The organism is Streptomyces beijiangensis (assembly GCF_017315755.1).
GTDB lineage: Bacteria > Actinomycetota > Actinomycetes > Streptomycetales > Streptomycetaceae > Streptomyces > Streptomyces beijiangensis.
Genome location: NZ_JAFLRJ010000179.1, coordinates 28,650 through 54,427 on the forward strand (window position 1 = coordinate 28,650; position 25,778 = coordinate 54,427).

Here is a 25,778-nt window from a genome sequence, read left to right on the forward strand (position 1 = left end):
CGACGCCACCCAATATCGTCTTGGTGACGAAAAGAGAAGGGTCCTCCCATGGCAGACATCACCCGGCGCCTCGGCTGGCGCCACCTCCGCTCCGCACCCACCTCCCACATCCGCCACCACAAGCAGGGGCAGCTCGCCCACGACGGCACCGGGCTGAGCTTCTGGTTCCGTCCGCTGACCGCCGCACTCTCCGAAGTACCGGTCAACGACCGCGAGTTGGCAATGGCGTTCCACGCCCGCACCTCGGACTTCCAGGACGTCACCCTGCAGGCCACCGTGACCTACCGGATCAGCGAACCGGCCACCGCCGCCGCCCGCCTCGACTTCTCCGTCGACCCCGACACCGGCGCCTGGCGCGGCGCACCGCTGGAACAGCTCGCCACCCTGCTCACCGAGACCGCGCAGCAGCACGCGCTCGATGTTCTGGCCCGGACTTCCCTCGCCTCGGCGCTGGTTGACGGGGTATCAGCCGTACGGGACCGGATCACCTCCGGACTCACGGCCGAGCCCAGACTGCCCGCCACCGGCATCGAAGTGGTGGCCGTACGGGTCGTCGCGGTGCGGCCCGAGGCGGAGGTGGAGCGTGCGCTCCGTACCCCCGCGCGGGAGCAGATCCAGCAGGAGGCGGACCGGGCGACGTACGAACGGCGGGCCGTGGCCGTGCAGCGCGAGCGCACCATCGCCGAGAACGAACTCGCCAGCAAGATTGAACTGGCGCGCCAGGAAGAGCAGTTGGTCGACCAGAACGGCATCAACGCCCGCCGCGAGGCCGAGGAGAACGCGGCGGCCGACGGGGTACGTGCCGAAGCCGAGGCGGCACGTACCGTACGGCTCGCCCGCGCCGAGGCCGAGGCCGCCCGCGAGGTCGGAGAGGCGCGTGCCCAGGCGCAGGCCGCCTGGCTGCGGGTGCACGGCGACGCGGACACCGCAACGCTCCACGCGCTGGCCGCCGGGCGTCTCGCCGAGAATCTCCCCCGGATCGACAGCCTCACCCTCTCCCCCGACGTCCTGACCGGCCTGCTCGCCAAGCTCGCCCGTCCCGGCGACGGCACGTCATGAGCCTGGCCCCGCGCGCGGTGCTGGTCCACCGCATCACGGAGTACGAGGAGTTGCTCGCGCGGCACGGGACCCACGGTCAGGCCGCGTTCTTCCTCGGCGGCCGTGGCAGGTCGATCGACGAGGTGGCGGAGCGGCATCACCGCACGCGGCGGGCCCTCGCCCAGGTGGCCTCGGCCGTACCGCTGCAGTGGCGGCAGACGACCGTGGAGCGGGCGGACCTCGACCGGTTCCTCTTCGGCCCCGAGGACGTGGTGGTCGTCGTCGGCCAGGACGGTCTCGTCGCCAACGCGGCCAAGTACCTGTCGGGGCAGCCGGTCGTGGGCATCGACACGGACCCGGGCCGCAACCCCGGCGTCCTGGTGCGGCACAGCCCCATCGACACCGCGAAGCTGCTCGCCTCCGCGGTCTCCCCCGGGGCGGCCGCCGATGAACTCACCATGGTGGAGGCGGTCGCCGACGACACCCAGCGGCTGCTCGCCCTGAACGAGATCTACCTCGGCCCGCCGGGACACCAGACCGCCCGCTACCGCCTCGGCCCCGACGACGGCACGGCCCCCGCCGAACCCCAGGCCTCCTCGGGCGTCCTGGTCGGCACCGGGACCGGCGCGACGGGCTGGCTGCGCTCCCTATGGCAGCAGCGCGCCAGCTCCCTGCCGCTGCCCGCCCCCACCGATCCCCGGCTGCTCTGGTTCGTACGGGAGGCCTGGCCCTCCCCCGTCACCGGAACCTCGTACGTGGAAGGGCTGCTCACGCGGACGGACCAGCTGCGGCTGACCGTCGAGTCCGACCGGCTGATCGCCTTCGGCGACGGGATCGAGACCGACGCACTGCAGCTCACCTGGGGCCAGACCGTCCGCGTGGGCATCTGCGCGGACTCCCTCAGACTGCTGTGAGCTTCTCGAAGAAGAACTCGTGCTTGAGGAAGGACGTGTCGTATTCGTGGCCCGGCTGCGGCGGTATCAGCTGGGAGGCCTGGAAGAGCCGCCAGCCGTCCTCCAGGGCGGCCACCCCGGTCGCATACGGCGGCTCGTCGCTGTCACCGGTGGCCGGGCGGGTCAGGCCGGTGCCGTCGTAACGCGACCAGCCCACCACCTCCGCGTCCAGGGCCGAGGTGGCCAGATACAGGACCAGGACCTGCTGTCTCGTGCTCATGCGTCGCTCCCGACGGCCGGGCGGTTGGCCACCCTGGTCGTCCAGTGGTCGATGTCGAAGGTCGCGTCGCCGGTGAGCGCGCGCCACAGAAGGATGCGGTTGTGGATCTCGAGCCGCCCGGTGGCGTGCTCGTACCAGGGGAACTGGGTGCGCAGTTCGGCGGCGACCGCCGGATCGGCGAGGTCGCCGGTGTCCCAGAGGCGGACCTGTGGCACGGTCGGATTGAAGCGGATCTTGAACATATAGCGGCGTACGGAGCTGTCGTTGCGGCGGCCCCCGTGCCAGAGCCCGTGGTGCAGAAGCACCACCGTGCCGGCCGGGCAGGTCAGCCGGGTCTGGCCGCGCAGGTTCTGGTAGCGGCCGGTGTCGCTCTCGTTGGTACGGCGCAGATGACTGCCCGGCACGCTCAGGGTGCCGCCCATGTCGGCGGTCACCTCGTGCGGGTAGTACATGAGCTGTACGTCGAAGGCATCGGGCCGTACGTCGATGATCGCGTCGCCGTGCAGCGGCTGCGCGGTGCCGTTCTCGGCCTCGCGGATATGCACGGCGTGGTGGTCGACGGTCGGGCCGGGCCCGACCAGGCTGGCCAAAGCCCCCGCGACCACGGGAAGCCGGACGAGCTCGCGGGCGAACGACCCCTCGGGGAAGGCCTGGTCGAGCGGTGTGCCGTAGGGCACCTCGGGGATTCCGGCGTCGAGGACCTCGATCGCCCTGTCGTTCATCGCCTGCGGGACGACCGCGTCCATCCGCAGATATCCGTGAGCGACGAAGCGCGCCATCTGGACCGAGGTCAGCGGCTCGGTGCTGGTTGTCATGGGGCAACCGTAGATTTCCACGCGCTTTCTGTCGTGGCCTGCAATCATCGACTACTGGTAATTTCTCACCATGGACCGAGTGGCGCTTTCCCTCGACGAGCCGCCCCGCGTGGCCGACATCGGCATCGGGGTGCACGGGGTCACGAGTCCGCACGACGTCTTCCGGCTGTCCGGGCTCTGGCAGGTGCACCTGTACGGGTACGAGGGCGAGCTCGCCCTCGGCGCCTCGGTCCACCCCATCAGACCGGGGCGCGTCAGCCTGATCCCGCCCGGCACCGAAGTCCACTACCGCTACCGGGGCAGGTCCGAGCATCTCTACGCGCACTTCCGCCTGCCGGGCGTCGGCACGGCGCACACCGTGCCGGTGATGCAGGACGCGGGCACCGAAGCACCGGTGCTCTCCACCCTGTTGCGGCAGGGCGTCACGGCGATGCCCGGCTCGCCAGCGAAAGCGGCCGCCGCGCTCTGGTCGGCGCTCTGGCAGATCGTGGAACTGAGCTCGCCCGGCCGCGCCGAGGGCCCCGCCCCGGCAGTCGCCACCGCCATGGCCCATGTCGAGGCCGGACTCGCCGGCCCGCTGACCGTGCCGGACATCGCCCGTGCGGCCGGGCTCTCCCACAACCACCTCACCCGGCTCTTCCGGGCCGAGACCGGTCTCACCGTCGTCGCCTACATCCGGCGGCGGCGCCTGGAGCGGGCCGGCCATCTGCTGCGCGCCTCGACGCTGGCCATCCCGGCCGTGGCGGCGGCCGTGGGCATTCCCGACCTCCAGGCGTTCAACAAGGCGTGCCGCCGCGAACTGGGCGGCTCACCGCGCGCGGTGCGGTCCGGTGCTGTTCGCTCTGCCACGCGAACCGGTTCTACCAGTTGGTGAAGGCACCGTCCGCCGTACGCAGGTGGGGCCGTTCGGCCGCGGTGGCCTGGTACTTGCGCGCCTCCTCACGGTCGATGACGACGCCGATGCCGGGCAGGTCGCTGTACTCGATGCGCCCGGGCACGACGGTGGGCCGCTGGGTGAAGAGGGCGGCGATGGCCGGCTCGGGGTCGGTCTGGTGCTCCTGTACCGCCACGTTGGGGCAGGCGAGATTGAGTTGCAGCGAGGAGGCCGCGGTGACGGGGCCGAGGGGATTGTGGGTGGCGAGCTTGATGTGGTGGGTCTCCGCCATCGCCGCGATCTTCTTCGCCTCGGTGAGCCCGGCGGCGACGCCGATGTCCACGCGGGCGTAGTCGATGAGGTCGCCCTCGATGAGGGTCCTGAACTCCCATTTGGATCCGTACTGTTCACCCGCCGCCAGCGGTACACCCGTGCGTGCCCGCAGCATCCGGTAGCTCTCCGGGTTCTCGCAGCGCAGCGGATCCTCGACGAAGTACGGTCGCGCCGCCTCGATTTCGCGGCAGAGCGTCAGCGCCTCGGGCGGGTCGAGCCGGGTGTGCACATCGAGGATGAGCTCCACCTCGTCCCCGACGGTCTCACGCACCTGGTGGAAGAGCGCGACCGAGTCACGCAGACAACGGCGAGCGTCCAGCACGTCGTCGGCATCGTGCGGTGCGGCGAAGCGCAGATGGCTCCAGCCATCGGCGACCAGTTCGCGGCAGCGGTCCAGGAACCCCTCGCGGTCGTGGTAACCATCACCGACATGCACATACGCGGGGACGTGGTCGCGCACCCGGCCGCCGAGAAGTTCGTGCACCGGCACGTCCAGCGCCTTGCCGCGGATGTCCCACAGCGCTACGTCCACCGCGGCGATGGCGGATCCGAGGATGCGGTCCGCGGGGAAGAAGCCGCGCCGGAACATCACCTGCCAGAGGTGTTCGATGCGCCGCGGGTCCTCTCCCACGATCAGCTCCGCAAGGTGTTCGAGCCCGCCCGCCACCGCCTTCTGACGGGACCTGATACCGACCTCCCCCAGTCCGTGGATGCCCTCGTCCGTGTCCACGACGACCAGCATCATGCTGTCTCCGTGGTCGGGGAGGGTCAGCACTTCCAGGCCGGTGATCTTCATGCCACTCCTCTATGAAAACGTTCCCGCAATTTCAGAGATGTTGCTGAGAAGGAATCATCGGCAGCCAGGTGCGACCCGCACAAGCCCCTTGCAACCAAAGGATTTTCCTTTTTGAAACACTCTTGACACGTCCGGGAACGTTCGCAAGGATCCACCGCATCCAGCAGGTGTACGACGACGAGGAGGCGGTCCGTGGCAGTCACGATCCGGGAGGTGGCGAGCGCTTCGGGCGTCTCGGTCTCGACGGTGTCCCGCGCCTTCACCGCCCCCGACCAGGTGCAGCCGAGAACCAGGCAGCGCATTCTGGACGCCGCGGCCAAGCTCGGTTACTCACCCAACCCGGCGGCCCGCAGCCTGCGCGGCGGCTCCACCGGAACCCTGGGGATGATCATCCCGGACATCGCCAACCCCTTCTTCCCGCCGATCGTCAAGGCGATCCAGGCCCGGGCCAGGCGCCAGGGCTACACCGTCCTGGTCGCCGACAGCGACGAGCACGAGACGGACGAGCTGGCCACCATCGCGGCCGTGTCCAAGCGGGTCGACGGTCTGATCCTGTGGGCCTCCACGCTCAGCGAGGCCCGGCTGCTCGAACTCGCGGGCCAGATGCCCCTGGTGATCGTCAACCGGCACGTGCCCGGCATCGCGGAGGTACGCATCTCCCTTTCCGCCGGCATCACCCAGGCGGTCGAGCATCTGCGGGCGTACGGACACCGGCGCTGCGTCTTCATCAACGCCTCCCGTGACGAGCTCAGCCGCGGCAAGTCCATTCACGAGTCGTTCGAGGCCCTCGACCTGTCCATCGTCGAACTCGGCCCCTACGAGCCGCGGTTCGAGACCGGCGTGCATGCCGCCACGCTCGTCGCCGCGCACGGGGCCACAGCCGTCATCGCCCACAACGACCTGGTCGCCCTCGGCGTACTGCACCAGATGAGCTCGCTCGGAGTGAGCGTCCCTGGCGACGTCAGCGTCATCGGCATCGACGACACACTGCTCGCCTCCGTCTCCACCCCCAGCCTCACCACCATCAGGATCGACCCGGAGGAGATCGCCGCCAAGGCGGGCGATCTGCTCCTCGAAACGATCGCCGGGCGCGCGAACAGTGGTGACGGGACCTCGGTCGTGGAGATCGGCTCCCGTCTGGTCCCGCGCGCCTCCACGGGTCCCGCACCCACCCGCTGACCCCTCTCACGACGTTCAGGCCCGCCCTCCCTCGGTACCCCCTGCTCTTCTTGGAGTCGAAATGTCACCAATAACCCGCCGTGCGGCCGTACTTGGCTGCGTGGCCGTCACCGTCGCCCTCTCGGGCTGTGCGGCTGTCACGCCCAGCAAATCCGGTGCGAACGGCGATGTCGTGCTCCGCGTCCAGGGCATGCCACCGGCGACCGACAAGCCGGGCCTGGCCCTGTTCAAGAAGCAGGTCTCCGACTTCGAGAAGGCCAACCCGGGCATCAAGGTGCAGGGTTCGACCACCGTCTTCGACCCGCTGACCTTCTCCGCCAAGCTCGCCGGCGGCAGCGTCGAGGACGTCATCAAGGTCCCGCTCACCGAGCCGCAGCGCCTCATCCAGCAGAAGCAGGTGCAGCCCATCACCGGCCAGCTCAAGGCCTGGGACCACTTCAAGGAGTTCAACCCGCAGGTCCTCAAGCCCCTGAGCGACTCCGCGGGCGACGTCTACGGCGTACCGCAGAACCCTTACGCGCAGGGTCTGGTCTACAACCGCGAACTCTTCGAGAAGGCGGGTCTCGACCCCGACAAGCCGCCCACCACCTGGGACGAGGTCCGGGCCGCCGCCAAGGCGATCAGCGAGAAGACCGGCAAGGCGGGCTTCGTCCAGGAGTCCAAGGAGAACCAGGGCGGCTGGCAGCTGACGATGCTCAGTTACGCGTTCGGGGGCGACCTGCAGACGCAGCAGGGCGGCAAGTACACCGCCACTTTCACGGGTGAGGCGACCCAGAAGGCACTCGGCCTGCTCAAGGACATGCGCTGGAAGGACGACTCCCTCGGCAAGAACCTGCTCAACAACCAGAACGACGTCATCAAGAACTTCGCGGCCGGGCAGGTCGGCATGTTCATGGGCAGCCCCGGCACCTACCGGCTCGCCAAGATGCAGTTCTCCATGGAGAACACCGACGCCTTCGGGGTCGCCCCGCTGCCCCAGGCGGGCGGCAACGCCACCCTCACCGGCGGCGACATCTACATGGTCCCCAAGTCCGCCGACACCCAGCGCGCCGCGGCCGCCGTCAAGTGGCTGACCTTCGCCTACGCCCAGCCGCAGTACAGCACCGACGCGGCCGCCCAGCAGGCCAAGGCCCTCTCCGCCGACCCCAAGTCCGCGGTGGGCGTGCCGACCCTGCCGGTGTTCGACGCAGCGCGGCAGGCGCAGATCAACGCCGCGATCAAGCCGTACGTCAATGTGAAGCTCGACCACTTCAAGCCCTACATCGACGGCCTGTCGAAGCTGGATCTCAAGCCGGAGCCGCCGTACCAGGCCCAGCAGCTCTACACGGCGCTCGACACGGTCGTCCAGGCGGTGCTGACCAAGCGCGACGCGGACATCCCCTCGCTGCTCGCCGCAGCGGAGAAGGACGTCAACGCCAAGCTCGCCGCCGCCCAGAAGTAGCCGGCCATGACCCTGCTCACCCACCCCCGGCGCACCGCAGCCGTGTCCAAGGAGCCCGCGAAACGGGCCGTGGACCGCAGACGCGGAGGCGCACTGCGCAAGCAGCTGACGGCCTGGCTCTTCCTCGTGCCCACCCTGATCGTCTTCGGGCTCTTCGCCTGGTGGCCGATCGTGCGCAGCCTGCTGATGAGCTTCCAGAAGACCAACCTCGTCGAGCCCGCCACCTGGGTCGGCCTGGACAACTTCCGTGCGCTCTTCGACGACCCCCTGCTCTCCACCGCCGTCGGCAACACCCTCTTCTTCGTCGGTCTCGGCCTGCTCATCGGCTTCCCCGCCCCGTTGATCCTGGCCGCCGTCATGTCGACGGTCCGGCGCGGCGCCGGGGTGTACCGCTTCCTGGTCTATCTGCCGGTCGTCATCCCGCCGGTGGTCGCGATCCTGCTGTGGAAGTGGTTCTACGATCCGGGCAGCGGCCTCTTCAACAGCGCCCTGGGCACGATCGGCCTCGGCCCGTACACCTGGCTGGAGTCCTCGGACTCCGCGATGCTCTCGCTGGTCCTGGAGGCCACCTGGGCCGGCATGGGCGGCGCCGTACTGATCTACCTCGCGGCGATGGTCGGCATTCCCGGCGAGCTGTACGAGGCGGCCGAGGTCGACGGCGCCGGGATCTGGCGCCGGATCTGGCACATCATGCTGCCCCAACTACGTTCGGTCATCGGCCTGTTGCTCCTGGTGCAGCTCATCTCCACCGTCCAGGTCTTCACCGAGCCGTACGTCTTCACCGGCGGCGGCCCGGAGAACTCGACCCTCACCGTGCTGCTGCTGATCTTCCGTTACGCCTTCCAGGACGGCCAGTACGGCGAGGCCGCCGCGCTCTCCTTCCTGATGGTGCTCGCCCTCGCCCTGCTCTCCGCGGTCTATCTGCGGGCCACCCGCAGCTGGAGCAAGACATGACCTCGCTGACCACCTTCGTCTCCGTCAACGACCGCCAGCGGCCGGGCGTACGGGCCGCCGTGCGCTCCGTCCAGGGACTCACCCTGATCCTGCTGCTGCTCATCGGCATCGGGCCGCTGTACTGGATGATCAAGGGGGCGGTCACCCCGCCCACCGAGCTGAGCAACCACCCCCTCGCCCTCTGGCCGGACCGTCCGCTGCTGGGCAACTTCTCGACCGCGTACACCGATCTGAGCATCGGCCACTACCTGATGAACACCTTCCTGGTGGTCGGCGGATCGTGGTTCGTCCAGCTCTTCATCTCCTCGACGGCGGGCTTCGCCCTGTCCGTGCTGCGGCCCAAGTTCGGGAAGGTGATCTACGGGGCGATCCTGGCCACGATGTTCGTGCCGTACTCGGTCAACATGGTCAGCCTCTTCATGACCGTGATCGACGTGCCCCTGCTCCACCTCAACCTCGGCGACACCTACTGGGCGCTCTGGCTGCCTGCCGGTACCAACGCCTTCACCGTGCTCCTGGCCAAACAGTTCTTCGACGCGCTGCCCAAGGAGCTGTTCGACGCCGCCAGGGTCGACGGCGCGAACACCTGGCAGCTCCTGACGAAGATCGTGCTGCCCATGAGCCGGCCGGTACTCGCCGTGATCAGTCTGCTGGCCGTCATGCACAGCTGGAAGGACTTCATCTGGCCGCTGGTCGCGATCACCGATCCGCAGAAGCAGCCGATCAGTGTCGCCCTCGCCCAGCTCGCCACCCAGGCGCCGCAGGACCAGCTCATCGCCGCGATGGTGCTCGCCGTCGCTCCGCCGGTCCTTGTGTTCGTCGTCTGCCAGAAGTACATCGTCGCCGGACTCGGCTTCACCGGCGTCAAGGGCTGACGCCCTTCCTCACGTCCAGCCCCCTCATTGCAGCTTCCTCTTCGGGACAAGAGAAAGGCACTGCCATGTCAGTCGCACGCCGCAGATTCCTCCAGGGCACCGCCGTCGCCACGGGCGCAGCCCTCCTCCCGGCGGGTGTCGCGCACGCCGCGGACCCCGTCATCCTCACCGCCGATGGCATCACGCTCGTCGGCCAGGCAGACGGGAGTGTGCTGCTCAAGGACGCCGCCGGCACCGACCGTCTGCTGCTCACCCACTTCATGATCAAGGACAGTGTGCTGGGCCAGCAGCGCACCTTCGGCGGCACTCCGTCGCAGATCACGCTGCCCGACGGACGCCCCGCGCTGCGGATCACGTACATCCTGGGCGGCGGCGCCCCCGGCATCACGGTGACCGGCACGTTCGACGTCACCGCGCACAAGGCGCACCTGAAGTGGGAGGTCGCAGGCTCCACCACGCTGACGCCGACCGGCTTCCTGTTCGCCCGCACCGCGCAGGGCACCGGCGCGAGCGAGTCGTACGAAGCGCTGACCGTCTGGGAGAAGGACGCTCGGGGCGGCATCCCGTACGAAGTCAACGCGGGCGCCGTCTACACCGACACCTGGCCGGACGCCACCGCCTTCACCTGCCTGTCCGCCACCACCCCCTCCTACACCAACGCCACGTGGGTCCACGCCCCCGGTACGTCGACCGGCACGACCACTGCCGTCACCGAGGCCGACATCGTGCTCGGCACCATGCGGCCGCGCGGCGCGGGCGCCCTCGCGAAGGGCCGGCCGCTGGGCGTGGAGGTCTGGACCGACCAGCCTTTCAACCTCTACAAGGCCGCCGGGCAGACGATGACGCTCAAGACCCAGGTGGTCAACGGGGCGCCCGCCGACCGGTCGGTGACCCTGAACTGGTGGGCGCGCGACTTCGCCGGGACCCGGATCGCCGGCGGCACGGTCTCCCGTACGGTCGCCGCCGGAACGGCGTGGGACGCCGCCTTCACTCTCACCTCCCCGTCGCAGGGCATCGTCTTCACCGAGGTGGAGGCGGTCGCGGGGAGCGACAAGGCGCTGGCCCGCACCAACCTCTCCGTCCTGCCGGACTTCGCGTACCAGGCGGGCGGCGAGTCGATGTTCGGCATCGCCAACTACCCGTGGCTGCTGAAGCCGAGCCAGGACGCGGTGCTCGGTCTGATGAGGACGCTGGGCATCAAGCGGGTCCGTAACGCCTACGCCGGTGCGCCCGGCATCGACATCGCGACCCTCGACGCCCACGGCATCGGGCACAACGTCGAGCTCAGCAGCATCCCCCTCGGCGGCACCGCCGAACAGATCGCCGCCTGGGCCGACACCAACGTCGCCAAGGCACTGGACTCGAAGGCCCCGTACTTCGAGGTCGCCAACGAGGTCAACACCCCCTGGATGTCGGGCCGGGGCGCCGATGTGTACGTCAGGGACGGGCTGCGCCAGGTCACCGACCGGCTGGCCGCCGCAGGATCGACGATGAAGGTCATGAACGCGGGCCTCGGCGGCATGGACTACGTCTGGACCGAGAACTTCCGCGCCGCGGGCGGCTGGGACCTCATCGACGCCTTCGCCATCCACCCGGGCCGCGGAAACTTCACCGCCGACTACGCCCCGCCGGTGGAGGAGTGGACCCTGGGGTCGACCGGTTCGTACTGGAACTTCCTGGGAGCGGTGCGCAAGGCCAGGGAGCTCGTCGACACGTACGGCGGGAACAAGGAGCTCTGGCTCAGCGAGGCGTACGCCCCCACCAAGCCCAACTCCTGGTGGCACGACACCTACCGGCACGCCGCCGAGAACGTGTTTCTCTCGCTCGCGCTGGCCAAGTCCGAGGGGGTGCGCGGCGTCAACTGGTACCAGCTGCACGACTCGGTCATCAGCCACCCGCAGTCGGCGGACCCCACCAACGTCGAGTACCACACCGGCCTGATGAACCGCGACACCAGCGCCAAGCCCTCGCTCTTCGCGTACGCAACCGCCGCCCGCGTCCTCGACCGGGCCACCTTCGTCCGCCCGCTCGTCTTCGCGGACCCCGACGTCAAGGGGCTCCTCTTCACCACACCGGACCGGGGTCCGGTGTCGATCCTGTGGAGCCGAAAGGACGGCTATGTCCTCAACGCCGACCACGGCGACGACGCCTGGTACGCCTCTCCGGAGCCCTGGACCGAGACCTGGACGACGAAGACCGCCGTCGTCGCACACTCCGGCGCGGTCGCGGGCACGGTGACCGTACTGAACTGCATCGGCCAGGAGAGCACGCTCACCGCCGCCGCCGGCAAGGTCACCCTCACCCTCGACGGCGCACCGCGCGTCTACTACGGTCTCGCCGCCAACCCCGACTGGAAGTAAGCCATGAGGAACGAAACCGCACGACACGACATCACCGTCGTCGGCGGCGGCCTGGCCGGGGTCTGCGCCGCCATCGCGGCGGCGCGCCTCGGCCGGACGGTCGCGCTGATCAACAACAGGCCGGTGCTCGGCGGCAATTCGAGCAGCGAAGTCCGGGTCTGGGTGTGCGGCGCGACCGGGCACGGCAAGAACCACCACGCCCGTGAGGGCGGCATCATGGGCGAGCTGCTGGTGGAGAACCAGTTCCGCAACCCGGACGGGAACCCGTACTACTGGGACACCGTGGTGCTGGACGCCGTACGCGCCGAACCCAATCTCACGCTCTACCTCAACACCGATGTGCGCGAGGTCGAGGCCGAAGGTCCGGACGACATGCGGCGCATCACCGCCGTCACCGGCTGGACAATGGGCTCGGAGCGCCGTATCCGCTTCGAGAGCAAGGTGTTCCTCGACTGCACGGGCGACGGGCTGATCGGCCATCTCGCGGGGGCGCACCACCGCATCGGCCGCGAGGCACACGCCGAGTACGGAGAGCCGTGGGCACCCGGGGCCGCCGACGACATCACGCTCGGCTCGACGCTGCTCTTCTATACGAAGGACGCCGGGCGGCCGGTCAAGTACGTGCCGCCGAACTTCGCGAAGGACATCTCCAAGACCTCCATCCCGCAGCGCCGCATCATCAAGGCCGGTGACAACGGCTGCGCGTACTGGTGGATCGAGTTCGGCGGCGAGCTCGACACGGTCCACGACAACGAGGAGATCCGCGACGAACTGTGGGCGGTCATCTACGGCATCTGGGACCACATCAAGAACTCCGGCGGGTTCGACGCCGAGACGATGACCCTGGAGTGGGTGGGCTCGGTGCCCGGCAAGCGCGAGTACCGGCGCTTCCTCGGCGACTACGTTCTCCACCAGGGGGACATCCTCGGCCAGAGCGAGTTCGCGGACCGGGTCGCCTTCGGCGGCTGGTCCATCGATCTGCATCCGCCGCAGGGCGTGTACGCGGCCGAGGACGGCGCCAAGCAGCGTTACACGGACGGGATTTACCACATTCCGTACCGCAGCCTGTACTCGGTGAACACCTCCAACCTCCTCTTCGCGGGACGCAACATCTCCGCGAGCCATGTCGCCTTCGGCTCGACCCGGGTGATGGCCACCTGCGCCACGATCGGGCAGGCGGCGGGGACGGCGGCCGCACTGTGCGCGGAGCAGGGTCTTACCCCGCGCGCGCTGGACGTGCCCTCGTTGCAGCGGACGCTGCTGCGCGAGGACGCCTCGGTCATCGGCCTGACCTGCGACGACTCCGCCGACCTGGCTCCGCGCGCGAGGGTCACAGCCTCCTCCACCCTGGCCTGCATCGCGGTCGAAACACCGGACGAGCCGTGGCAACTGACCGCCGACGCGGGCATCGTGCTGCCCGTCGATCCGCAGCTCACCGGCATCGAACTGCTCCTGGACGCCGAGCACGACACCGAGGTCGTCATCGAGCTGTACGACCCCGTGCTCGGCCAGAACTACGTCCCGCGCCGCCTGGTCGCCACCGCCACCGTGCCCGTGCCCGCCGGATCGCACCAGTGGGTCAAGACGGGTCTGGAATGGTCCCCCGCCACTCCGCGCAACGCCTTCGTTCTCGTACGGGCCAATGAAGCGCTTGCCCTGCACACCGCCGACCGGCCCACCCCCGGCGTCCTCTGCTTCACCCGCATTCCGCTGCGCCCCCAGGACGAGGCCCCGCAGCCACTGCGCGAGTGGACCGACGCCGGTCTGCTGCGCCGCACCTTCTGCCTTCGTACGGGAGAGACGTCAGCCTTCGCCCCCACCAGGGCTGTCGACGGATATCTGCGCCCGTACGCGGGACCGCACCAATGGGTCTCCGAGCCGTCGGTCTCCGGCGCCTGGCTGGAGCTGGCCTGGCCCGAGCCGGTCACCCTGCACAGGATCGAGGTCATCGCCGACGACGACGTCAACGAGGATCTGATCAATCTGCACCACCACAGGACCCCGTTCGACACGCTGCCCACCCTGCTGCGCGACTACCGCATCGAGGCGCGCGGCCCCGACGGCTCCTGGCACACACTGTCCCGTACGAAGGACAACCGGCGCCGCCGCACGTCCCACCCCCTCGCGGAAGAGGTGACGACGGACGCGCTGCGGGTCGTCGTGGAGGCGACCAACGGGGCCGCGTCGGCGCACATCGTCGCCGTACGCGCCTACGCACAGGAGTAGTCGGCATGGTCGGCAGAGTCATGGTCACCGGGGCGGCCGGCCGGATCGGGCGCGCCGTGCTCGCCCTGCTGGCAGAGCAGGGCATCGAGGCGAACGCCCTTGTCCTGGACGACCCGGGCGACCTCTCCGCCCGGCTGGTGGTCACGGGGGACGCCACCGAGGAGAAGTCCGTGCGGGCCGCGCTGGAGGGAGCCGACGCGGTCGTCCACCTGGCGGCCATCCCGACACCGGAGCGCAACACGCCCCTGGAGGTCTTCGGGTCCAACACCCGGGCCACTTTCACGGTGCTTGAGGAGGCCGGGCGGGCGGGGGTCCGGCATGTCGCCCTGGCCAGTTCGTGGGGCGTGACAGGCCTGCCCTGGACGTCCGTCGAGGACCCGCACCCTGCGTACGTACCGGTCGACGAGGCCATGCCGGCCCAGGTGGAGGATGCGTACGGCCTCTCCAAGCAGGCCGACGAGCTGACCGCGCGGATGATGGCGCGACGCCACGGGATGAGCGTGGTCTGCCTGCGCTACCCGTTCGTCGGCGGCTTCGACGAACGGCTGCGTGCGCATGCGGCCCGCGTCACCGCCCAACCGGCCCTCGGCGCAAGGGACCTGTGGACATACCTCGAAGTCAGGGACGCGGCCCGGGCCGCCCTCCTGGCGCTCGACGTCACCCTCCCCGGCGCCCACTCCGTGCACCTCTGCGCCCCCGAGACCCTCGTCCCGTACGAGACCGAGGACCTTCTGCGCCGCTACCACCCCACCACCCGGCTCCTGCGCCCGCTTCCCGGACGCGCCGCCCCCGTGGAGCTCGCGGCAGCAGAACGACTGCTCGGCTTCCGGGCGCGGCACCTGCTGGACTGAGGAGCCGGACCTGCCCGGACCTGCCCGCATCGGACCCTGAGCCCGCCCGTATGCCCGTGAAGGTCTGACCGTCCTGGATCGCGGCGGCCGGAACTCGTAGGCTCCGGCCGTCCCGCCGTACCTCTGAAAGGAACACCCTGTGATCGTCGTCGCCGGTGAGGCTCTGATCGACCTGGTGCCGCAGACCCGCGGTGACGTGCTGACGCCGCTGCTGCCCGCGCGCGGCGGCGGTCCGTACAACACCGCGATCGCGCTCGGGCGGCTCGGGGCCGAGGTCTCCTTCTGTTCGCGGATCTCCTCCGACGGCTTCGGCGGAGCGCTGGTGGAGCGGCTGGAGGAGGAGAAGGTCGGCACGGGGTTCGTGCAGCGCGGCCCCGAGCCCACCACGCTGGCCGTCGCCTCGGTCGACGCGGGCGGTTCGGCCTCGTACAGCTTCTATGTCGAGGGCAGCGCGGACCGGCTCTTCGAGGTGCCGGGTGAACTGCCCGCAGGGACACGGGCCTTGTCGTTCGGCACCTGCTCGCTGGTCCTTGAGCCGGGGGCGAGTGCGTACGAGCAGCTGATGCGGCGGGAGTCGGCGCGCGGGATCTTCATCGCACTGGACCCCAACATCCGGGCCGGACTGATTCAGGACGCGGACGCCTACCGGGCGCGGTTCAAGAGCTGGCTGCCGCATGTCTCGCTGCTGAAGCTGAGCGAGGAGGACGCGGACTGGCTCGGGTACGACGTCCGGGGGTGGCTGGCCGCCGGGCCCGCCGCGGTCGTCGTCACCCGGGGCGGCGACGGGCTCACGGTCTTCGCCCGGGGCGGCGAGGAGTTCTCGGTGCCCGGCGAGAAGGTCGAGGTCGTCGACACGATCGGCGCGGGCGACACGGTGAACGCGGCGCTGCTGCACGCGCTCGCCCTGCGCGGTCTGCTGTCGCCGGGCGCACTGGAGACGCTTGGCCACGAGGGCTGGTCCGAGGTGCTCGGCTTCGCCGCCCGCGCGGCGGCGGTCACCTGCTCGCGCGCTGGCGCCGAGCCGCCGTACGCCGACGAACTGCCGGCGTCCGGCGTGTCGGGGGCCTGAGTACCCCCGTCAGGCGTTGACGTCCACCACCGTGCGGCCGCGCACCTGTCCGGCGAGGATGCGGTCCGCCACGGCCGGCACCTCGTCGAGACCGACGACCGTGGTCATCGACTCCAGCTTCGCCAGGTCGAGATCGCGGGCCAGTCGGTCGTACGCCCTGATACGGCGCTCCATCGGAGCCTGTACGGAGTCGATGCCTGCCAGGGTCACCCCGCGCAGGATGAACGGCAGTACGGTGCCGGGCAGTTCGATCCCCTGGGCCAGGCCGCAGGTGGTGACCGTGCCGCCGTAGCGGGTGGCGGCGAGCACATTGACCAGGGTGTGGCTGCCGACCGAGTCGACGGCCCCCGCCCAGCGCTCGGAGGCGAGCGGGCGGCGGCCCGGCTCGGAGAGGGTCGTACGGTCGATGATCTCGGCCGCTCCCAGAGCGTGCAGATAGTCGGACGTCTCGGGGCGTCCGGTGGAGGCGAGCACGCGGTACCCGAGCTTCGCGAGGAGCGCGACGGCCACCGAGCCGACGCCGCCCGCCGCGCCGGTGACCAGGATGTCGCCGCTCTCCGGTGTCACCCCGGCGTCCTCCAGGGCGAGCACGCTGAGCATCGCGGTGTACCCGGCGGTGCCGATCGCCGCTGCCTGCCGGGTGGTGAGCCCGGCGGGCAGCGGGACGAGCCAGTCGCCGCTGACCCTGGCCTTCTGGGAGAAGCCGCCGTGGTGGCTCTCGCCGACTCCGTAGCCGTTGAGGACCACCTTGTCGCCGGGTGCGAACCGGGCATGCGCGGACGACTCGACGGTCCCGGCGAAGTCGATGCCGGGGACCAGCGGGTACGTGCGCACGATGCCCTTGTCGGCGAGCGCGAGGCCGTCCTTGTAGTTGACGGTGGAGTAGTCCACCGCGACGGTCACATCGCCCTCGTGCAGATCGCTTTCGTCGAGGGTCACGGTCTCGGCGCGGCGGCCCGCCTCGTCGCTGACGACCCTGATGGCGCGAAATGACATGGTTCGCTCTCCCGGTTCTCTGCGGTGTGCTGCGTACTGCGGGCTGTGCCCTGTGTGGACTCAGCCGTTGGGCAGGATCACGGCCCGGCCGTTGATCTTCCCCGCGTGCAGTCTCTCGTACGCGAGCGGTGCCTCGTCCAGCGAATACGTCTCCACATGGACGTCGATCGCACCGGCGCGTGCCAGGTCGAGCACCTCGGTCAGCTCGGCCCTGGATCCCCAGTAGGGGGCGGTGACGGACACCTCGTACGGCATCACACCGAATCCGACGGGCAGCGTGCCCCCGCCGATGCCGACGATGGTCACATCGCCCTCGACCGCGACACATGCGCCCCCGGTGGCGGTGGTGGGCGGGGCTCCGACGAAGTCGAAGACCGCCTCGGCGCCGCGTCCGCCGGTCAGTTCGCGCACCTTGGCCGCTGCGTTCGCGTCGGAGAGCACGGTCTCGTGCGCGCCGACCGTCCGGGCCAGCGCCAGCTTCTCCTCGCTGACGTCGAGTGCGACGACCCGCGCGGAGGACATGGCGCGCAGCAGTTGGATGGCCACGTGGCCGAGCCCGCCGGTGCCGATGACGACGGCGGTTGAGCCGGGCACCAGCTTCGGCAGGGAGCGCTTGATCGCGTGGTACGGGGTGAGCCCGGCGTCCGTGAGCGGAACGCTCTTGACCGGGTCGAGGCCGTCCAGCGGCACCAGGTGACGAGGGTTGTCCACGATCATGTACTCGGCGATGGCGCCGGGTGCGCCGAGGCCGGGCGGGCGGATGGAGAGCTCTTCGGCGCGCAGGCAGTAGTTCTCCTTGCCCTCCGCACACTTGGCGCAGGTGCCGCAGCCCCAGGGGCCGTAGACGGCGACCGGGTCGCCGATGTTCAGTCCGGTGACGCCCGCGCCGAGTGCGGCGACCGTGCCGGCGCCCTCGTGGCCGAGGGTGAGCGGCAGCGGGAAGGGGAGCGCCTCGGCGGGCCAGGACATCACGGCGATGTCGGAGTGGCAGACGCCTGCGGCGGTCACCTTCAACAGGACCTGTCCGGGGCCCGGTTCGGGGTCGGGGACGGTGACGACCTCGGGGGCCGCACCCACCTCACGGTATTGCAGAGCCTTCATGATGCTTCGTACCTCCTTGTACGGATGCGGGGGAACGGCGGGGTCAGCGGGCGGAGTAGCCGCCGTCGACCAGGTGGTAGCTGCCCTGGATGAACGAGGCCTTCTCGGAGAGCAGGAACACGGTGAGCTCGGCGACCTCTTCGGCGCGGCCGAGGCGGCCCTGCGGGTGCAGCGAGACGAGGTGGTCATGGGAGGCGGCGTCGGATCCTGCGAGCAGCGGGGTCTCGATGAAGCCGGGGCCGACCGCGTTGATCCGTACGCCCTGGGCGGCGTACTCCAGCGCGGCGGTCTTCGTCAGGCCGACGACGCCGTGCTTGGCGGCGACGTACGCGGGCGATCCCGCGAAGCCGTTGGTGCCGAGGATCGAGGCCATGTTGACGACGGCGCCGCCGCCGGAGGCGACGATCGCGGGCAGCTCGTGGCGCAGCGAGTAGAAGACGCCGCTGAGGTTGGTGGCGACGACGCGGTCCCAGTCGGAGATCTCGTACTCGCCGGTCGGCCGCGACGGGCCGCCGATCCCGGCGTTGTTGACGGCCAGGTGCAGTGCGCCGAACGTCTCGACGGTGAAGCGGACGGCGGCCTCGACGGAGGCGGCGTCGGTGACGTCGACGGCGACGGCTGCGGCGCGGGCGCCCGAGGCCGTGAGGCGGTCCGCGGTCTCCTTGGCGCCGGTCTCGTTGTAGTCCGCGATGACGACGGCGGCGCCGCTCGCGGCGAGCTTCTCCGCGATGGCCAGACCGATGCCGGATGCGGCGCCGGTGACGAGGGCGACCTTGCCGTCGAACTCAGGGGTGGTGCTCATGTTCTTCACGACCTTCTGGAATTACGGGTGCTGCGTGTGCTGCTTTTGTTGCGTGTGCTGCTGTCCGGTGCTCCCGCCGGGCAGCAGCCCGGTGAGCGCTCCGAAGTACTTTCCCGCGAGAGCGGGGAGGGCGTCGGGGTCGCCGCCACGGGCCCAGGCGCGGAGGACCGCGGTGAGTGTTCCCGCGCCGGTGCCGACGGTCACCGCGGGACGGGGGTCGACCGCCGGGTCGACGCCGAGCCGGCCGGCGATGATCCGTACGGACTCCTCTTCCGCGTCGATCCGCAGGTGCTGGAAGGCGGCGAAGAGCGCGGGCTCCCGGTCGATCCTGCGGAACAGCTCGATGCGGCGCGACAGGTCGGTGGTGCGGTGGCCACCGAACTCGTCGGCGAGCCATGCGCAGACCGCCTGCCAGTACGCCATGAGCGGCGCCTCGTCCGCGGGACGGCCCCTGAGCGCGTCGTTGATCGTGTGCCCGCTGTCGCCGATCTCGCCGAGGATCGCCTCCTCCTTGCCGGGGAAGTGCCGGCTGAAGGTGCGGCGGGTCACTCCGGCGCGCTCCGCGATCTCCTCGACGGTCACACCATCAAGGCCGCGCTCGAACAGCAGATCGGTCGCCGCAGCCACCATGGCCTCGCGGCTTCGCAGTGTCCGCTGCCTCCGGCCGTCCGGGCCGGTCTTCTCGATGCCCATGCGACGACCGTAACACTAATGTCCCCATGGGACATAACATGGGTGATCGCATACGGCAGGATGAAAGATCGTTTCGGACCCGAGAATCGAGCAGACACAAGGTGACGACACATCACATACCGTCCGCCCAGGCGTCGTCGGCAGCGGGAGACGGCCGGTGAACCGGGCCCTCACGCTCCATGACCTGATCGTCGCCGGAATCGCGGTGGCAGCCGGTCTCGCCGCGGGGCTGCTGCTCCGCGGCGCCCTGCGGTGGCTGGGAGAGCGGGCCCGCAGGACCCGCTGGAGCGGGGACGACGTCATCGTCGACACGCTGCGGTCCCTGGTCCCATGGGCGGCGGTCGCCGCCGGGGCGGCCGTGGCCGCCGCGGCACTGCCGCTGAGCTCGCGGGCCGGGCACAACGTCAACCGTGCGCTGACCGTGCTGCTCCTCCTGGTGGCCACGCTCACCGCGGCCCGGGTGATCACCGGCCTGGTGAAGCGCCTGGCCCAGTCCAGGTCGGGGGTGGCCGGATCGGCCACCATCTTCGTCAACATCACCCGCGTCCTGGTGCTGGCGATGGGCTTCCTCGTCGTACTGCAGACCCTTGGCGTCTCCATCGCCCCGCTCCTGACAGCGCTCGGCGTGGGCGGTCTCGCGGTCGCCCTGGCGCTCCAGGACACCCTCGCGAACCTGTTCGCTGGGGTGCACATCCTGGCCTCGAAGACCGTGCAGCCCGGGGACTACATCCGGCTGACCAGCGGGGAGGAGGGCTATGTCGTCGACATCAACTGGCGCAACACCGTGGTGGAGCAGCTGTCGAACAATCTCGTGATCATCCCCAACAACCGGCTCGCCAGCACCAACATGACCAACTTCAACCGGCCGGAACAGCAGATGTCGGTGCTCGTCCAGGTCGGCGTCGGATACGACAGTGACCTCGAGCACGTGGAGCGGGTGACCACCGAGGTGGTGGAGGGCGTGATGCGCGACATCGAAGGCGGCGTCCCCGACCATGAGCCGGCCGTCCGCTTCCACACGTTCGGGGACTCCCGGATCAACTTCACGGTGATCCTCCGGGCCGGCGAATTCAGTGACCAGTACCGGATCAAGCACGAGTTCATCAAGCGGCTGCACCAGCGGTACCGCGCGGAGGGGATCAAGATCCCCGCACCGACGCGGACCGTGGCGGTGCAGCAGTCCGAAGCGGCCCTGCCGATCCCGCACCAGCGCACCGTCAGCCCCTGACCGGAGGCGGCGCCCCGTCCTGCGGGGGGGACTTTCAGGAGAATCTCACCTGTGCCACCGGCCCCTCACAGACCGCCCACATGTACGCGGAGCACGCTGTCACGGCAGTAGTCGGACGTACGAAAGGCGTGATGTGGGCACCACTGAGACCGCTGGCTCCTCCCCGATAGCGGCCCCGGACCGGCACTGGACCCGGCGCGGGGTCCTGGCGGCGCTCGGCGTCGTCCCGCTCGCGTCACTGGCGGGGTGCGCCGGCGCCGCGGGCACCTCCGGCGCCTCCGGTGCGAGTGCGGCAGCGGCAGCCACGAAGTCCGCGTCGGCGACCGTCACCGTCACGCCGGCCAACGGGTCGGGCAAGGCCGATTTCACCACGCCGGTGACGGTGGCGGTGACCGGCGACACCCTGGCCTCCGTCAAGGTCGCCGATGCGAGCGGCAAGACCCTGGCCGGGACACTCAACGCGGCGCGCACCCTGTGGACGTCCACGGGCAACCCGTACTCCGGCACCCGGTACACCGTCACGGCGCAGGTCGGCGGATCCGGCGCGGGCACCACGCACACCTCGGCCTTCACCACCCGCTCCCCCGGCTCCACCTTCGTCGGCTACTTCACCCCCGAGGCGGGCTCGACGTCCGGTGTCGGCATGCCGGTGTCGATCAACTTCACGCACGCCGTCACCGACCGCGCCGCCGTCGAGAAGGCCATCACCGTCACCGCCGACCCGCAGGTGGAGGTGGTCGGGCACTGGTTCAGCGACACGCGGCTCGACTTCCGCCCCGAGGAGTACTGGGCCGCGGGCACGAAGGTCACCCTGAGCCTGCGGCTGCAGGACGTCGAGGGCGCGGACGGTGTGTACGGGAAGCAGTCCAAGGACGTCGTCTTCCACATCGGGCGCAACCAGATCAGCACGGTCGACCTGTCGGCGAAGAAGATGACCATCCGCCGGGGAGGCAGGACCGTCGCGACGTATCCCGTCAGCGGCGGGAACTCCTCGCACCCCACCTGGTCGGGGAAGATGGTGATCAGCGAGCGGTTCAAGCAGACGAAGATGGACTCCTCGACCGTCGGCCTCGGTGACGAGTACTCGATCTCCGACGTACCGCACGCGCAGCGTCTCACCACGTCGGGCACCTTCGTCCACGGCAACTACTGGGCCTCGACCTCGGTCTTCGGCTCCAGCAACACCAGCCACGGCTGTGTCGGTATGCACGATGCGAAGGGCGCGGACGACGGCTCGACGCCGGGTGCCGAGTTCTACAACAGCTCGATGCTCGGAGACGTGGTGGAGGTCGTCAACTCGAAGGAGGACACGGTGGATCCCGCCAACGGCCTCAACGGCTGGAACCTCTCCTGGGAGAGCTGGAAAGCGGGCAGCGCCGTCTAGCATGGCGACCGTACGGTGCGGTCGGGCGAGCCGGGGAGGCCGGAAGTGGCAACGCGTGCGGGGCAGTTACTGGCATTCCTCACCGTCGCACTGCTGATTTCCGGCTGCGGCGGGACTGCCACGCCCGGTTCCGTGACCGCCCCACGAGATGCTCGTCCACCTCGCGCGCGTCCGGTTCGTGCGAGCCGACCGCGGCCACGGCGGTGTGCGGGGCGAGCAGCGTGCTGTCGAACAGCGGCTCACGCGCGGTGGTGCAGCAGCACACGATGTCCGCGCTCGCCACGTCCTGCCCGCCCGCCGCGTCCGCCGAGAGCCCCGCCGCGCGGCAGCGCGCCACGAAGGCCGCCACCCGGCCGGCGTCGCGCCCGACCACATCCACATGCTCCAGCATCGGCCGCACCGCGCGCACCGCCTCGACATGCCCCCACGCCTGCGGTCCTGTCCCGAACACCAACAGCCGCCGTGCGTCAGCCACCGCGAGGCTCCGCAGCGCCGCCGCGGACACCGCCGGGGTCCGCAGCGAGGTAAGGGCGATGCCGTCGAGCAGGGCGACCGGAGCATGCGTCACCCCGTCGAGGAGCAGATAGAGGCCCTGCACGCGCGGCCTTCCGCGCCCGGGGTTCTCCGGCGTGACGGTGGCGATCTTCACCCCGGTGTACGAGGCGGTGGACGACGGCATCAGCAGCAACTGCCCGCCGGGGACGTCGACGACGGAGCGGTCCGGCTCCCCCTCCGGATCGAAACCCGCCGCGAGGACGGTCTCGACAGCCTCCACGGCGGCGGACATCGGGACGAGCCGGGCGATGGCGCGGGCATCGGTCAGCGGCAGCGAGAGCGGCTGGTTCACGGGATTTTCCTCACTCAACTGGCGAACGGGACAGTGCGGTCCCATATATCGGACCGCTTCCCGGCGTTGACGCCCGCCACACAGGTACATCATCCATAATGCCCACCGTGGACCAGCGCATAGACCCCGCCGACAGCCCTCCCGTGCACGCCGCCGCGATTGATCCGGCGTTCGTCCCCGGTCCCATGCCCGCGCGCCCCGCCGCGCCCGACGTCAAGGCCGCCGAGCCCGAGGACGGTGCGCCCGAGGCCGCCGCGATCGAGCCGGACGAGGCCGCACTGGAGGACGGCACTCCCGATGCGAGTGCTGCCGACGACAGTTCCGACGACGGCGTCGCCGAGAGCGGTGCTCCCGGTGATGACGACGACAGCCCCGCCTGCGAGGCCTCGGACCGCCGCGCCTCGGTCGTCGCGGACCGCCACGGTGTCCGGCTCCGCCAGGACGATCTGGAGGTCGACTTCGACTGGAAGGAGATCGGCGCGGTCGAGTACAACACGTCCCGCTTCGGCCGCCGTCTCACCGTCACCGTCCACATGCCCAACCGCCACCAGTACTGGGTCGAGATCACGGCCGTGAACAAGGAACGCCTCGAGGAGTGGACGACACAGCTCGACGCGGTCCTCGACTCCCACTTCGAGGAGTGACCTAGCCGGCGGCCGGGCCGTCCGCCGCGATACGGAAGCCGATGTTCCCGGCGGAGCTGTCGGGGGTGTTGGAGCTGCGGGCCGCGACGCGGTAGCGATTGCAGTACGAGTCGTGGCACATGTGGGAGCCGCCCCTCATCACACGGGTGGGGCCGGCCGCGGGGCCCGTCGGATCGGTGCGTTCGCCGGTCAGGTGGTGGTCACGGCTGAACCGGTCGGCCGTCCACTCCCAGACGTTGCCGACCGTGTTGTAGAGCCCGAAACCGTTGGGCCTGAAGGAGTTGACGGGCGCGGTCGCACGGAATCCGTCCTCCGCGGTGTTGCGGGTGGGGAAGACGCCGCGCCAGATGTTGCACTGGTGGCGGCCGCCCGGGGTCAGCTCGTCGCCCCACGGGTAGCGCTTCTGTACGAGTCCGCCACGGGCCGCGTACTCCCACTCGGCCTCGGTGGGCAGCCGGGTTTCCGACCAGGTGCAGTACGCGAGTGCGTCGTTGTGGCTGATGTGGGTGGCCGGGTGGTTCTGGCGCGCGTCGATGGACGAGCCGGGCCCCTCGGGCCGCCGCCAGGTCGCACCCTGTACGCCGCGCCACCACGGGGTGGCGGGGACGCGGGGTGCGCGGGCGGACAGTTCACGGCTGAGAAAACCCTCGAAGACGTACGAGAAGTCGAACTTCTCGGCGTCCGTCACATATCCGGTCGCCTTCACGAAGGTGGCGAACTGGGTGTTGGTCACCGCGGTCGGGGAGATCCGGAAGGGGCTCAACCCGATCTCCCTGACGGGCCCTTCGCCGTCGGCGGGGTAGCCGATCGCGTCGTCCGTACCCATCAGGAAGCTCCCGCCGGGCAGTGCCAGCAGCCGCTTTGCGATCCGGGCGGCCGCCGGGGACGGCGGTGCGGGCGCCGGGGCGGCCGGTGCGCCGAGCGGGATCGTGGCGGGGCCGCGGCCGGGGGCGCAGCAGGCCTTCTGCTCGTGGCTCATGGGGTGACTCTCTGACGGTGGTACGGGGAGGGTGCGGAATGCGGCCGGGGCGGAAATCGGCCCGCGAGGTCCGCGCCACGCCGCGACCCTAGGCGGGGCGCGCACCGGGGACAACATCGTCCGGCCGGAGATCTCGTATCCCGGACGCCGCACGACCGTCCTGTGCGGGAGAAATCCCGTGGATCGCGGGCACCCCTGTGTGCCAGTGTTACGGGCACAGAGGGGTGTAGCTCAGCCCGGCCAGAGCCACGGATTCCAAACCCGTACGCCGCAGGTTCGAATCCTGCCGCCCCTGCCACGACATGGTGCCGCTCACCTCACCAGGTGTAGCTCGGATTGACCTTCATGCACGCGGTCTCGTCCGACGCGTTGACCGCGGCGGCCGCCGCGNNCCACCGTGCTGCCCGACCGGGAGACCAGAGTGTCGTCGACCTCGGCCTTGGCATAGCCGAGGGAGGTCAGCTTGTCGGCGACTTCGGCGGCCCGGCCGCTGACCGGGGTCTGGGTGTCGGTGGACGTGCCGTTCCGTACCGTGACCGCGATTCCGGCCTTCTGCGCGGCGCTCGCCGTCGGTGCGGCCGTGGCCTTGCTGTCCGTTCCCGCGCTCTTGCCGTCCACCGGCTGATCGTTGCGCAGCAGAGTGAAGAGCTTGCCTGCCGCCGCGGTCGGCACCACATGGGCCGTCGGGTTCTCGGGGTCGGCGCCCCACGGCATGGTCGTCATGGTGATCCCGGAGGTGGGGACCTTCTTGAGGTCCTCCGCCAGGCCGTACAGCTTCGCGACCGAGCCGAGACCGGTGTCGACGGTGAGCGACTTGGTCGCGGCCTCGGCGAGGTTCATCAGCTTTCCGGGGTCGGTGAGTTTGGTGCCTGCCTTGAGCTGGCGCACCATCGCGTTCATATAGAGGTGCTGGGCGTGGGTGCGGCCGATGTCGCTGCCGTCCTCGAAGCCGTGCCGGGTGCGCAGCCACTGCAGGGCCTGCTGCCCCTTGATGGTGTGGGTGCCCTTGGTGAGCTTCAGGCCCGACAGCTTGTCGTGGACATTGCTCTTGACACACACCGGTACGCCGCCGACAGCGTCGGCCATCGACACCACACCCGAGAAGTCGATCATCATGAAG

General features: G+C 70.1%; 23 protein-coding genes, 1 tRNA gene and 1 pseudogene. 15 read left to right on the forward strand and 10 right to left on the reverse strand.

Going from position 1 to position 25,778, the window contains the following annotated elements; all coding sequences use genetic code 11:
- Window positions 1-48: 48 nt before the first annotated feature.
- Window positions 49-1,059: an SPFH domain-containing protein gene (locus J0695_RS19865; protein WP_206963448.1), complete on the forward strand. Its 1,011-nt coding sequence runs from the start codon at window positions 49-51 to the stop codon at window positions 1,057-1,059.
- Complete coding sequence (locus J0695_RS19870) at window positions 1,056-1,952, forward strand: hypothetical protein (protein ID WP_206963449.1); 897 nt, start codon at window positions 1,056-1,058, stop codon at window positions 1,950-1,952. Before J0695_RS19865 ends, J0695_RS19870 begins: the two co-directional genes overlap by 4 nt.
- Here J0695_RS19870 and J0695_RS19875 read toward each other — a convergent pair.
- Window positions 1,939-2,211: a hypothetical protein gene (locus J0695_RS19875; protein ID WP_206963450.1), complete on the reverse strand. Its 273-nt coding sequence runs from the start codon at window positions 2,209-2,211 to the stop codon at window positions 1,939-1,941. The genes J0695_RS19870 and J0695_RS19875 overlap by 14 nt on opposite strands.
- Window positions 2,208-3,026 (reverse strand): phytanoyl-CoA dioxygenase family protein, encoded by an 819-nt coding sequence (locus J0695_RS19880; RefSeq protein WP_206963451.1) that lies wholly within the window; start codon window positions 3,024-3,026, stop codon window positions 2,208-2,210. Before J0695_RS19880 ends, J0695_RS19875 begins: the two co-directional genes overlap by 4 nt.
- Before the next feature lie 70 nt (window positions 3,027-3,096).
- Here J0695_RS19880 and J0695_RS19885 point away from each other — a divergent pair, with 70 nt between their 5' ends.
- Window positions 3,097-3,900 (forward strand): AraC family transcriptional regulator, encoded by an 804-nt coding sequence (locus J0695_RS19885; RefSeq protein WP_206963452.1) that lies wholly within the window; start codon window positions 3,097-3,099, stop codon window positions 3,898-3,900.
- Here J0695_RS19885 and J0695_RS19890 read toward each other — a convergent pair.
- Window positions 3,887-5,029: a mandelate racemase/muconate lactonizing enzyme family protein gene (locus J0695_RS19890; protein WP_206963453.1), complete on the reverse strand. Its 1,143-nt coding sequence runs from the start codon at window positions 5,027-5,029 to the stop codon at window positions 3,887-3,889. The genes J0695_RS19885 and J0695_RS19890 overlap by 14 nt on opposite strands.
- A gap of 192 nt (window positions 5,030-5,221) precedes the next feature.
- Here J0695_RS19890 and J0695_RS19895 point away from each other — a divergent pair, with 192 nt between their 5' ends.
- The 8 genes from J0695_RS19895 to J0695_RS19930 all read left to right on the forward strand — a co-directional run bounded on the left by J0695_RS19895 (window position 5,222) and on the right by J0695_RS19930 (window position 15,984).
- Window positions 5,222-6,208, forward strand: a complete 987-nt coding sequence (locus J0695_RS19895) for a LacI family DNA-binding transcriptional regulator (protein ID WP_206963454.1) — start codon at window positions 5,222-5,224, stop codon at window positions 6,206-6,208.
- Window positions 6,209-6,269: 61 nt separating this feature from the next.
- Window positions 6,270-7,649 carry an ABC transporter substrate-binding protein gene (locus J0695_RS19900; protein ID WP_206963455.1) on the forward strand — a complete coding sequence of 460 codons (1,380 nt, stop codon included), beginning with the start codon at window positions 6,270-6,272 and terminating at the stop codon, window positions 7,647-7,649.
- Window positions 7,650-7,655: 6 nt separating this feature from the next.
- Entirely contained in the window at window positions 7,656-8,603 is a 948-nt protein-coding gene (locus J0695_RS19905; RefSeq protein ID WP_206963456.1) for a carbohydrate ABC transporter permease, read from the forward strand.
- Complete coding sequence (locus J0695_RS19910) at window positions 8,600-9,478, forward strand: carbohydrate ABC transporter permease (protein WP_206963457.1); 879 nt, start codon at window positions 8,600-8,602, stop codon at window positions 9,476-9,478. Before J0695_RS19905 ends, J0695_RS19910 begins: the two co-directional genes overlap by 4 nt.
- 65 nt (window positions 9,479-9,543) lie before the next feature.
- A complete protein-coding gene (locus J0695_RS19915; protein WP_206963458.1) occupies window positions 9,544-11,838 on the forward strand; it encodes a hypothetical protein in 2,295 nt (764 codons plus the stop codon).
- Window positions 11,839-11,841: 3 nt separating this feature from the next.
- Entirely contained in the window at window positions 11,842-14,064 is a 2,223-nt protein-coding gene (locus tag J0695_RS19920) for an FAD-dependent oxidoreductase (RefSeq protein WP_206963459.1), read from the forward strand.
- Window positions 14,065-14,069: 5 nt separating this feature from the next.
- A complete protein-coding gene (locus J0695_RS19925) occupies window positions 14,070-14,915 on the forward strand; it encodes an NAD-dependent epimerase/dehydratase family protein (RefSeq protein WP_242552917.1) in 846 nt (281 codons plus the stop codon).
- A gap of 139 nt (window positions 14,916-15,054) precedes the next feature.
- Window positions 15,055-15,984 carry a carbohydrate kinase family protein gene (locus tag J0695_RS19930; protein ID WP_206963460.1) on the forward strand — a complete coding sequence of 310 codons (930 nt, stop codon included), beginning with the start codon at window positions 15,055-15,057 and terminating at the stop codon, window positions 15,982-15,984.
- Window positions 15,985-15,993: 9 nt separating this feature from the next.
- Here J0695_RS19930 and acuI read toward each other — a convergent pair whose 3' ends face one another.
- The 4 genes from acuI to J0695_RS19950 are packed head-to-tail and all read right to left on the reverse strand — an operon-like array spanning window position 15,994 to window position 19,576.
- Entirely contained in the window at window positions 15,994-16,980 is a 987-nt protein-coding gene (gene acuI / locus J0695_RS19935; RefSeq protein ID WP_206963461.1) for an acrylyl-CoA reductase (NADPH), read from the reverse strand.
- 60 nt (window positions 16,981-17,040) lie between these two features.
- Window positions 17,041-18,081, reverse strand: coding sequence for an NAD(P)-dependent alcohol dehydrogenase (locus tag J0695_RS19940; RefSeq protein ID WP_206963462.1), 1,041 nt, complete (start codon window positions 18,079-18,081; stop codon window positions 17,041-17,043).
- Window positions 18,082-18,124: 43 nt separating this feature from the next.
- Complete coding sequence (locus J0695_RS19945; RefSeq protein ID WP_206963463.1) at window positions 18,125-18,883, reverse strand: SDR family NAD(P)-dependent oxidoreductase; 759 nt, start codon at window positions 18,881-18,883, stop codon at window positions 18,125-18,127.
- Between the two features lie 21 nt (window positions 18,884-18,904).
- The gene (locus tag J0695_RS19950) at window positions 18,905-19,576 is read right to left on the reverse strand and encodes a TetR/AcrR family transcriptional regulator (protein ID WP_206963464.1); all 672 of its coding nucleotides are present in this window, start codon (window positions 19,574-19,576) and stop codon (window positions 18,905-18,907) included.
- Window positions 19,577-19,733: 157 nt separating this feature from the next.
- On the opposite strand from J0695_RS19950, the gene J0695_RS19955 reads away from it, so the two are divergent.
- Entirely contained in the window at window positions 19,734-20,804 is a 1,071-nt protein-coding gene (locus J0695_RS19955) for a mechanosensitive ion channel family protein (RefSeq protein ID WP_206963465.1), read from the forward strand.
- Window positions 20,805-20,937: 133 nt separating this feature from the next.
- Window positions 20,938-22,188 carry a L,D-transpeptidase gene (locus J0695_RS19960; RefSeq protein ID WP_307798697.1) on the forward strand — a complete coding sequence of 417 codons (1,251 nt, stop codon included), beginning with the start codon at window positions 20,938-20,940 and terminating at the stop codon, window positions 22,186-22,188.
- A gap of 79 nt (window positions 22,189-22,267) precedes the next feature.
- Here the strand turns inward: J0695_RS19960 and J0695_RS19965 are convergent, their stop codons facing one another.
- Window positions 22,268-23,035: an ornithine cyclodeaminase family protein gene (locus tag J0695_RS19965; RefSeq protein WP_307798698.1), complete on the reverse strand. Its 768-nt coding sequence runs from the start codon at window positions 23,033-23,035 to the stop codon at window positions 22,268-22,270.
- A 98-nt stretch (window positions 23,036-23,133) separates the two neighbouring features.
- On the opposite strand from J0695_RS19965, the gene J0695_RS19970 reads away from it, so the two are divergent.
- Window positions 23,134-23,679 carry a hypothetical protein gene (locus tag J0695_RS19970; RefSeq protein ID WP_242552918.1) on the forward strand — a complete coding sequence of 182 codons (546 nt, stop codon included), beginning with the start codon at window positions 23,134-23,136 and terminating at the stop codon, window positions 23,677-23,679.
- 1 nt (window position 23,680) lies between these two features.
- Here the strand turns inward: J0695_RS19970 and J0695_RS19975 are convergent, their stop codons facing one another.
- Entirely contained in the window at window positions 23,681-24,658 is a 978-nt protein-coding gene (locus J0695_RS19975) for a formylglycine-generating enzyme family protein (protein ID WP_206963468.1), read from the reverse strand.
- 220 nt (window positions 24,659-24,878) lie between these two features.
- Here J0695_RS19975 and J0695_RS19980 point away from each other — a divergent pair.
- Window positions 24,879-24,956: transfer RNA gene (locus tag J0695_RS19980), tRNA-Trp, on the forward strand.
- A 19-nt stretch (window positions 24,957-24,975) separates the two neighbouring features.
- On the opposite strand, the pseudogene J0695_RS19985 reads toward J0695_RS19980, so the two are convergent.
- A pseudogene (locus tag J0695_RS19985) lies at window positions 24,976-25,778 on the reverse strand (LCP family protein); the annotation flags it as partial.

What these genes read in the sequence shown, in the direction of transcription:
- J0695_RS19865 (WP_206963448.1), top strand. Translation starts at nt 49, where the DNA reads ATGGCAGACATCACCCGGCGCCTCGGCTGGCGCCACCTCCGCTCCGCA.
- J0695_RS19870 (WP_206963449.1), top strand. Translation starts at nt 1,056, where the DNA reads ATGAGCCTGGCCCCGCGCGCGGTGCTGGTCCACCGCATCACGGAGTAC.
- J0695_RS19875 (WP_206963450.1), bottom strand. Translation starts at nt 2,211, where the DNA reads ATGAGCACGAGACAGCAGGTCCTGGTCCTGTATCTGGCCACCTCGGCC.
- J0695_RS19880 (WP_206963451.1), bottom strand. Translation starts at nt 3,026, where the DNA reads ATGACAACCAGCACCGAGCCGCTGACCTCGGTCCAGATGGCGCGCTTC.
- J0695_RS19885 (WP_206963452.1), top strand. Translation starts at nt 3,097, where the DNA reads ATGGACCGAGTGGCGCTTTCCCTCGACGAGCCGCCCCGCGTGGCCGAC.
- J0695_RS19890 (WP_206963453.1), bottom strand. Translation starts at nt 5,029, where the DNA reads ATGAAGATCACCGGCCTGGAAGTGCTGACCCTCCCCGACCACGGAGAC.
- J0695_RS19900 (WP_206963455.1), top strand. Translation starts at nt 6,270, where the DNA reads ATGTCACCAATAACCCGCCGTGCGGCCGTACTTGGCTGCGTGGCCGTC.
- J0695_RS19905 (WP_206963456.1), top strand. Translation starts at nt 7,656, where the DNA reads ATGACCCTGCTCACCCACCCCCGGCGCACCGCAGCCGTGTCCAAGGAG.
- J0695_RS19910 (WP_206963457.1), top strand. Translation starts at nt 8,600, where the DNA reads ATGACCTCGCTGACCACCTTCGTCTCCGTCAACGACCGCCAGCGGCCG.
- J0695_RS19915 (WP_206963458.1), top strand. Translation starts at nt 9,544, where the DNA reads ATGTCAGTCGCACGCCGCAGATTCCTCCAGGGCACCGCCGTCGCCACG.
- J0695_RS19920 (WP_206963459.1), top strand. Translation starts at nt 11,842, where the DNA reads ATGAGGAACGAAACCGCACGACACGACATCACCGTCGTCGGCGGCGGC.
- J0695_RS19925 (WP_242552917.1), top strand. Translation starts at nt 14,070, where the DNA reads ATGGTCGGCAGAGTCATGGTCACCGGGGCGGCCGGCCGGATCGGGCGC.
- acuI (WP_206963461.1), bottom strand. Translation starts at nt 16,980, where the DNA reads ATGTCATTTCGCGCCATCAGGGTCGTCAGCGACGAGGCGGGCCGCCGC.
- J0695_RS19940 (WP_206963462.1), bottom strand. Translation starts at nt 18,081, where the DNA reads ATGAAGGCTCTGCAATACCGTGAGGTGGGTGCGGCCCCCGAGGTCGTC.
- J0695_RS19945 (WP_206963463.1), bottom strand. Translation starts at nt 18,883, where the DNA reads ATGAGCACCACCCCTGAGTTCGACGGCAAGGTCGCCCTCGTCACCGGC.
- J0695_RS19950 (WP_206963464.1), bottom strand. Translation starts at nt 19,576, where the DNA reads ATGGGCATCGAGAAGACCGGCCCGGACGGCCGGAGGCAGCGGACACTG.
- J0695_RS19970 (WP_242552918.1), top strand. Translation starts at nt 23,134, where the DNA reads ATGCCCACCGTGGACCAGCGCATAGACCCCGCCGACAGCCCTCCCGTG.
- J0695_RS19975 (WP_206963468.1), bottom strand. Translation starts at nt 24,658, where the DNA reads ATGAGCCACGAGCAGAAGGCCTGCTGCGCCCCCGGCCGCGGCCCCGCC.